Source organism: Modestobacter excelsi (assembly GCF_005930495.1).
In the GTDB taxonomy this organism is placed as follows: domain Bacteria; phylum Actinomycetota; class Actinomycetes; order Mycobacteriales; family Geodermatophilaceae; genus Modestobacter; species Modestobacter excelsi.
The window spans coordinates 1-6,885 of sequence record NZ_SJEX01000133.1 but is presented as its reverse complement, the minus strand read 5'-3'; the positions used below and the strand labels follow the sequence as shown (position 1 = coordinate 6,885).

At 75.4% G+C, this 6,885-nt stretch carries 6 protein-coding genes; all 6 read left to right on the top strand.

All coding sequences use genetic code 11. The features are described from left to right. Positions 1-58: 58 nt before the first annotated feature. On the top strand, positions 59-2,740 hold the full coding sequence (gene alaS, locus FHL80_RS24535; protein WP_138735944.1) for an alanine--tRNA ligase: 2,682 nt from the start codon (positions 59-61) through the stop codon (positions 2,738-2,740). 35 nt (positions 2,741-2,775) lie between these two features. Continuing rightward, entirely contained in the window at positions 2,776-3,051 is a 276-nt protein-coding gene (locus tag FHL80_RS24530; protein WP_138735943.1) for a hypothetical protein, read from the top strand. Continuing rightward, positions 3,041-3,523 carry a Holliday junction resolvase RuvX gene (ruvX, locus tag FHL80_RS24525; RefSeq protein WP_138735942.1) on the top strand — a complete coding sequence of 161 codons (483 nt, stop codon included), beginning with the start codon at positions 3,041-3,043 and terminating at the stop codon, positions 3,521-3,523. Before FHL80_RS24530 ends, ruvX begins: the two co-directional genes overlap by 11 nt. After that, positions 3,520-5,583 carry an endolytic transglycosylase MltG gene (gene mltG / locus FHL80_RS24520; protein ID WP_138735941.1) on the top strand — a complete coding sequence of 688 codons (2,064 nt, stop codon included), beginning with the start codon at positions 3,520-3,522 and terminating at the stop codon, positions 5,581-5,583. The genes ruvX and mltG overlap by 4 nt, the downstream gene beginning before the upstream one ends. Beyond that, entirely contained in the window at positions 5,580-6,404 is an 825-nt protein-coding gene (locus FHL80_RS24515; RefSeq protein WP_246078934.1) for a shikimate dehydrogenase, read from the top strand. The genes mltG and FHL80_RS24515 overlap by 4 nt, the downstream gene beginning before the upstream one ends. Positions 6,405-6,411: 7 nt before the next feature. Beyond that, positions 6,412-6,885: prepilin peptidase (locus FHL80_RS24510; protein ID WP_138735940.1), on the top strand; the 474-nt coding region annotated here is incomplete at its 3' end.

The following is a 6,885-nucleotide window of genomic DNA, read 5'->3' as shown; positions in this document are numbered from 1 at the left end:
GCGCCACCGCGGGCGCCCCGCCGGCCACCCCGCTCGCTGAAGGACCGAGACCCCCCGCATGCAGACCGCCGAGATCCGCCGCCGCTTCCTCGAGCACTTCGAGAAGCGTGGACACACCGTGGTGCCCAGCGCCTCGCTGGTGTCGCCCGACCCCTCGCTGCTGTTCACCGTCGCCGGCATGGTGCCGTTCATCCCGTACCTGACCGGCCGGGAGCCCGCGCCGTACCCGCGGGCCACCAGCGTGCAGAAGTGCGTGCGCACCCTCGACATCGAGGAGGTGGGCAAGACCACCCGGCACGGCACGTTCTTCCAGATGAACGGCAACTTCTCCTTCGGCGACTACTTCAAGGCCGAGGCGATCGGCTTCGCCTGGGAGCTGGTCACCGGCCGCGTCGAGGACGGCGGCCTGGGTCTGGACCCCGAGCGGATCTGGCCGACGGTCTACCTGGACGACGACGAGGCGTTCGATGCGTGGCGGGCCCACGTCCCGGCCGAGCGGATCCAGCGCCGCGGCAAGGACGACAACTACTGGTCGACCGGCGCCGCCGGGCCGGCGGGCCCCTGTTCGGAGATCCACTACGACCGCGGGCCGGAGTACGGCCCCGGCGGGGGGCCGGAGGCCGATCCGACCGGCGACCGGTACCTGGAGATCTGGAACCTGGTCTTCATGCAGTACGAGCGCGGCCCGGGGGAGGGCAAGGAGTTCCCGATCCTGGGCGAGCTGCCGAAGAAGAACATCGACACCGGCATGGGCCTGGAGCGGGTGGCCTTCCTGCTGCAGGGCGTCGACAACATGTACGAGATCGACGAGGTCGCCCCGGTGCTGCGCCGGGCGGCCGAGCTGAGCGGCGTCACGTACGGCGCCGACCACGACGCCGACGTCCGGCTGCGGGTGGTGGCCGACCACGTGCGCAGCGGGCTGATGCTCATCGCAGACGGGGTCACCCCCGGCAACGAGGGCCGTGGCTACATCCTGCGCCGGCTGCTGCGCCGCGCGGTCCGGTCGATGAAGCTGCTCGGCGTCGACGCGGCGACCCTTCCCGAGCTGCTGCCGGTCTCCCGCGACGCGATGAGCGCCAGCTACCCCGAGGTGGCGTCGGACTTCGCCCGGATCTCCGGCATCGCCTACGCCGAGGAGGAGGCGTTCCGCCGCACCCTCGTCGCCGGGACGGCGCTGTTCGACACCGCGGTGAGCCAGGCCCGGGCCGCAGGCACCCCGGCGCTGTCGGGCACCCAGGCGTTCAGCCTGCACGACACCTACGGCTTCCCGATCGACGTCACCCTCGAGATGGCCGCCGAGCAGGGCGTCACCGTGGACGAGGAGGGTTTCCGGGCCCTGATGAAGGAGCAGCGCGAACGCGCCCGCGCCGACGCCCGGGCCAAGCGCACCGGGTCGGTCGACGTGCTGGCCTACCGCCGGCTCCTGGCGGAGTTCGGGCCCACCGACTGGCGTGCCTACGACACACTGCACACCGACTCGCGGGTGCTCGGCGTCGTCGACGAGGGCGACGACGCCACCTCCGACGACGGTGACCCGGTCGTCGGACCCGGCTCGGTCACCCGCGTGGTGCTGGACCGGACGCCGTTCTACGCCGAGTCCGGCGGGCAGGTCGCCGACGCCGGCGAGCTGACCTGGGACGGCGGCCGGGCCGAGGTCCTCGACGTCCAGCGTCCGGTCAAGGGCCTGGTCGCCCACCAGGTGCGGGTGCTCGAGGGCGAGCTGCGCGCCGGCACCGAGCTGACCGCGCAGGTCGACCGCGAGTGGCGGCTGTCGGCCTGCCAGGCGCACTCGGGCACGCACGTGCTGCACGCGGCGCTGCGCCAGGTGCTCGGCCCGCAGGCGCTGCAGTCGGGCTCCTACAACCGGCCCGGCTACCTCCGCCTGGACTTCGCCTGGCAGGGCGCGCTGTCGGCGCAGCAGCGCATCGACGTCGAGGACGTCGCCAACGCCGCCGTCCGCGCCGACCACGGTGTCCGGGCGCTGTACATGACGCTGCCCGAGGCCCGCGACTTCGGCGCGATCGCGCTGTTCGGCGAGACCTACGGCGAGCAGGTCCGGGTCGTCGAGATCGGCGGCGAGTGGTCCCGGGAGCTGTGCGGTGGCACCCACGTGCGGGGCAGCGCGCAGATCGGCACCCTGGCGCTGACCGGCGAGAGCTCGGTGGGGTCGGGCTCGCGCCGGGTCGAGGCGTCGGTCGGGCTGGAGGGCTTCCGGTACCTGGCCCGGGAGCGCGACCTGGTCCGCCAGCTCGCCGACCTGCTGAAGACCCCGCAGGACGGCATCGTCGACCGGGTGAACGGCATGCTCGACCGGCTCCGGGACGCCGACCGCGAGCTGGCCGCGCTGCGCGGGCAGCAGACGCTGGCCGCCGCCGGTGACCTGGCCGCCTCCGCCACGGACCTGGGGGGCGTCGCCGTGGTCACCGGGGCGCCGGCCGGCCTGTCCGGCGGTGACCTGCGCGGCCTGGCGCTGGACGTGCGCGGGCGGCTGGGGAACAAGCCCGCCGCGGTGGTCCTGGCGTCGGCGGCCGACGGCAAGGTGTCGCTCATCGCCACCGTCAACCCCGCGGCGCAGCAGCGCGGGCTGTCGGCCAACGACCTGCTCAAGGCCGCGGCCGGACCGGTCGGTGGGCGCGGGGGCGGCAAGCCCGACGTCGCCCAGGGGGGCGGGACCGACCCGGCGGGCATCCCGGCGGCCCTGGCGGCCGTCGAACAGACGATCGGAGCGGCCACTTCGTGAGGTACGCGCCCGACGGTCCGGACGGGGACCCGGCGGTGGAGCCGGTCCCGCAGCTGCTGCGGCCACCCGTGCCACCACGTCCGGTGCCGTGGGACGCCACCTCTGAGGAGGGAGCGCCCGCCGGGCGGCACGCCACCGAGCGGGTGCCGTTCCCGCTGCCTCCGCTGGACCGGCAGGACGCACCGGCGCAGGACCCCGAGACCGGGCAGCTCGACCTCGGCGGCTACCCGCCGCGGGTGCCCGGCGCCGGCCGCCCCCGTCCCGTCCGGGACGAGCCCGCCCCCGACGGCGGTGGCCGGCATGGCCGCTGACGACGACGGGCCGGTCCGGGCGCCGGGGAGGAGACTGGGCGTCGACGTGGGCACCGTGCGCGTCGGAGTGGCCCTCTCGGACGCGACCGGCACCCTCGCCAGCCCGCTGGAGACCCTCCGGCGAGCCAAGGACCAGAGCGACCTGGACCATCTCGCTGGGCTGGTTGTGACACACGAGGTGGTCGAGGTGGTTGTGGGTCTGCCGAAGCACCTGTCCGGAGCGTCGGGCGCCTCGGCACAAGATGCCCGTGCCTACGCTGCATCCCTGGCCAGTCGCATCGGGGGCGTCCCGGTGCACCTCGTCGACGAAAGGCTCTCCACCGTGACCGCTGCGAGTCATCTGCGCGCCGGAGGCATCTCCGCACGCCGGCAGCGCCCGGTGATCGACCAGGCGGCCGCCGTGGTCATCCTGCAGAGCCATCTCGACGGGCGACCTCGCACTGGCCCCGAGACCAGGGGGCGCCACTCGTGACGGACCCGACCCAGCCGCGTCCGCGCGGCCGCCACTCCCAGCCCGAGGGCGGCTCCGGCCGTCCTGCGTCGGAGCTCCTCGCCTCCTGGACGAGCGCCGGCGCGAGCACGCTGCAGCTGGCCGACGACGACACGATGCGTCCCCGCCGCGGACGTCGCTCCGCCCCGGACACCGACGCCACCGGCGTCCAGGTGCTCCCGCCCCGCGGCCCCGTCGACATCGCCGACGTCGAGATCACCGGGCTTGCCGCCGGGGGCATCGCCGACGTCGGCCTGGCCGCCGCCGGCCTGGACCTCAGCGCCTTCGGCATCGACCCCACCGACGGCCCGCGCCGCGCGGCCGGGGCCTCCGGGCCCAAGTCGTGGTCCTGGGACGACATGACCGCCGCGAGTGCCGCCGCCGAGACGGCGCCGCGCACCACGGAGATGCTGGCCGTCGCGCCGGCCGTGCCGAAGGCCGCCACCGACCAGCGACCCGGCCGCTCCCCGGTCGGCGACCGCCGGTCGGCCCCCGCGCCGCGCGCCGCCGTCGAGCCGACGACAGCCGACCGGGTCGCCGCGGACCGGTTCGCCGACGCCGAGACCGACCCCGGCTGGCTCTCGGCGAACAGCCGACCGGTGCCCGACGCCCCCCAGCCGGCCGGTCGCGGCTCGCTGGCCTCGCTCGTCACCGACGAGGCCCGCACCGCAGCGCCTGCCGACGAGCCCGCGACGGAGATGCACGCCACCGACTGGGACGACGACACGGGCACGTGGCTCGCGCCGACCTCGCGGCACCGGGGCACGGAGCCCGACGACGGTGACGACGCCGGGCTGCACCCCGACGAGCACCCGTACGAGCTGGCCGGGCCGGCCACCGTCTTCGACGAGACCGGTGGCCTGGAGGTCGTCACCGACGACGACGTCCACGACCCCCTCGACGACCACGACCACGACGACGACGCCGACCTCGACGACCACCTGCTGGGCGGTGGTGGCGGGCGCCGTGGGGGCCGCGGCGGCGGTGGCTCCGACCGGCCGCGCAAGCGCCGGCGGCCGATCACCATCGTGCTGTCGCTGATCGTCCTGGCCGCGCTGGTCGTCGGGATCGGGATCGGCGGCAAGCTGCTCTGGACCACGATCAACCCGGTCGCCGAGGACTACTCCGGCACCGGCACCGGCACCGTCGACGTCCGCGTGAACGACGGTGACTCGCTGCGCGCCATCGCCGGCACCCTGGTGAGCGCCGGCGTCATTGCCTCCACCGGCCCCTTCGAGGACGCCGCGGACGCCAACCCGGCGGCCACCGGCATCCAGCCCGGCGTCTACACGCTGCACTCCCGGATGTCGGGCAAGGCAGCGCTGGACCTGCTGCTCGACCCGGCCTCCCGGCAGGTCACCCGGGTGACGCTGCCCGAGGGCCTCACCGTGGTCCAGGTGCTGCAGAAGGTCTCCGACTCCACCGGCATCCCGCTGACCGACCTGCAGGCCGCGGCCGCCGACCCGGCGGCGCTCGGGCTGCCGGCCTACGCCAACGGGCTGCTCGAGGGCTTCCTGTTCCCGGCCACCTACGACATCGAGCCGGGGGACACCGCGGTCGGGATCCTGTCCGACATGGTGGCCGGTACGGTGGCGGTGCTCGACGAGCTGCAGGTCCCCGAGGACCAGCGGCTCGGCCTGGTGACCGAGGCCAGCATCGTGCAGGCGGAGGCGGGCAGCACCGAGGACATGGGCAAGGTCGCCCGGGTGCTGGACAACCGGCTGGCCGACGGCATGCCGCTGCAGCTGGACACCACGGTGAACTACGCCAACGGCAAGGGTGGCATCACCACCACGAGCGAGGACCGGCAGAACTCCTCGCCGTACAACACCTACGTGCACCCCGGCCTGCCGCCGGGTGCCATCAGCAACCCCGGGGAGGAGGCGCTGCGCGCGGTGCTCGACCCGACCCCGGGCGACTGGCGCTTCTTCGTCGTGGTGGACCCGGACACCGGGGAGACCCGGTTCGCGGTCACCGCCGAGGAGCACCAGCAGAACGTGCTGCTGTTCCAGCAGTGGCTGCAGGACAACCCGGGGAATTGAGCCACCGACAGGCCGACGGGCCGGTCCTGAGGGCAGCTGTCCTCGGCCGGCCCGTCGGCCACTCGCTGTCCCCGCTGCTGCACCGGGCGGCGTACGCGGCCCTGGGGCTGACCGACTGGACCTACGACGCGCTGGACGTCGGGCCTGCGGACCTGCCCGTGCTGCTGGCCGGACTCGGCCCGGAGTGGCGCGGCTTCTCCGTGACGATGCCGTGCAAGCAGGCGGCGGTCGCGGTCGCTGACGAGGTCGACGCCCTCCCTCGCCTGCTGGCGGCGGCGAACACCCTGGTGCGCACCGAGGGCGGGGGCTGGCGGGCGGAGAACACCGACGTCCTCGGGGTCGGTACCGCGCTGCAGGGCGGCGGGGTGGAGCAGGTGGAGCACGCGGCCGTCCTCGGCGCGGGCGGGACGGCGGCGGCTGCCGCCGTCGCACTGGCCTCGCTGGGCGCTCGCCAGGTCGACGTCGTCGTCCGCGAGCCGGCCCGCGCCGCCGACCTGCTGCGGGTGCTGGATGCGCTGGGCCTGACCGCGGAGGTGCAGCGGCTGGACGCCACCACCTCGGTCGCCGCCCCGGTGGTGGTGAGCACGGTGCCCGCCGACGGGCAGTCCGCCGTCGCCGACCTCGTCTGGCGGCCCCGCCAGACGGTGCTCGACGTGCTGTACGCCGGCTGGCCGACCCCGTTGGCGCAGAGCGTCGACCTGGCTGGCGGCCATGCCATCAGCGGCATCGAGGTGCTGTTCTGGCAGGCGACCGCCCAGGTGGAGCTGATGACCGGGCACCCGGCGCCGATCGCGGCGATGCGCGCCGCGCTGGGGGCCTGACCGGCCGGTGCCCAGCGCGCTGACGCTCGCCGGCGCGGTCGTGGGCCTGCTGCTCGGCCCGTGGCTGGCCGTCACCACCACGCGGCTCGCCGAGCGCGACGACGCGGCCCGCCCGACGCCGGCCCGGGTCGCCGTGACCTCGCTGCTGGCGGCGGTCGTCGTCGCCGCTGGGCCGGCGCTGGCCGGCGCCCGCCCGGCTGCGGTCGCCCTGGCCTGGTTCGGCGCGGCGGCCCTCGTGCTCGGCGACGTCGACCTGCGCCGGCACCGGTTGCCCGACCGGGTCACCTGGCCGGCGTCCATCGGCTGCGGGGTCGCGCTGTTCGCCGACGCCGTGGTCACCGGTGAGCCGGGCGCCGTGCTGCGCGCCGGGGCGGCCGCCGTCATCGCCGCCGGTGCGGGGGTCGCGGTGCGGGTGGTGTCCCCGGCGGCCCTGGGCCGCGGGGACGTGAAGCTGCTCGGGCTGCTCGGGATGGTCCTGGGC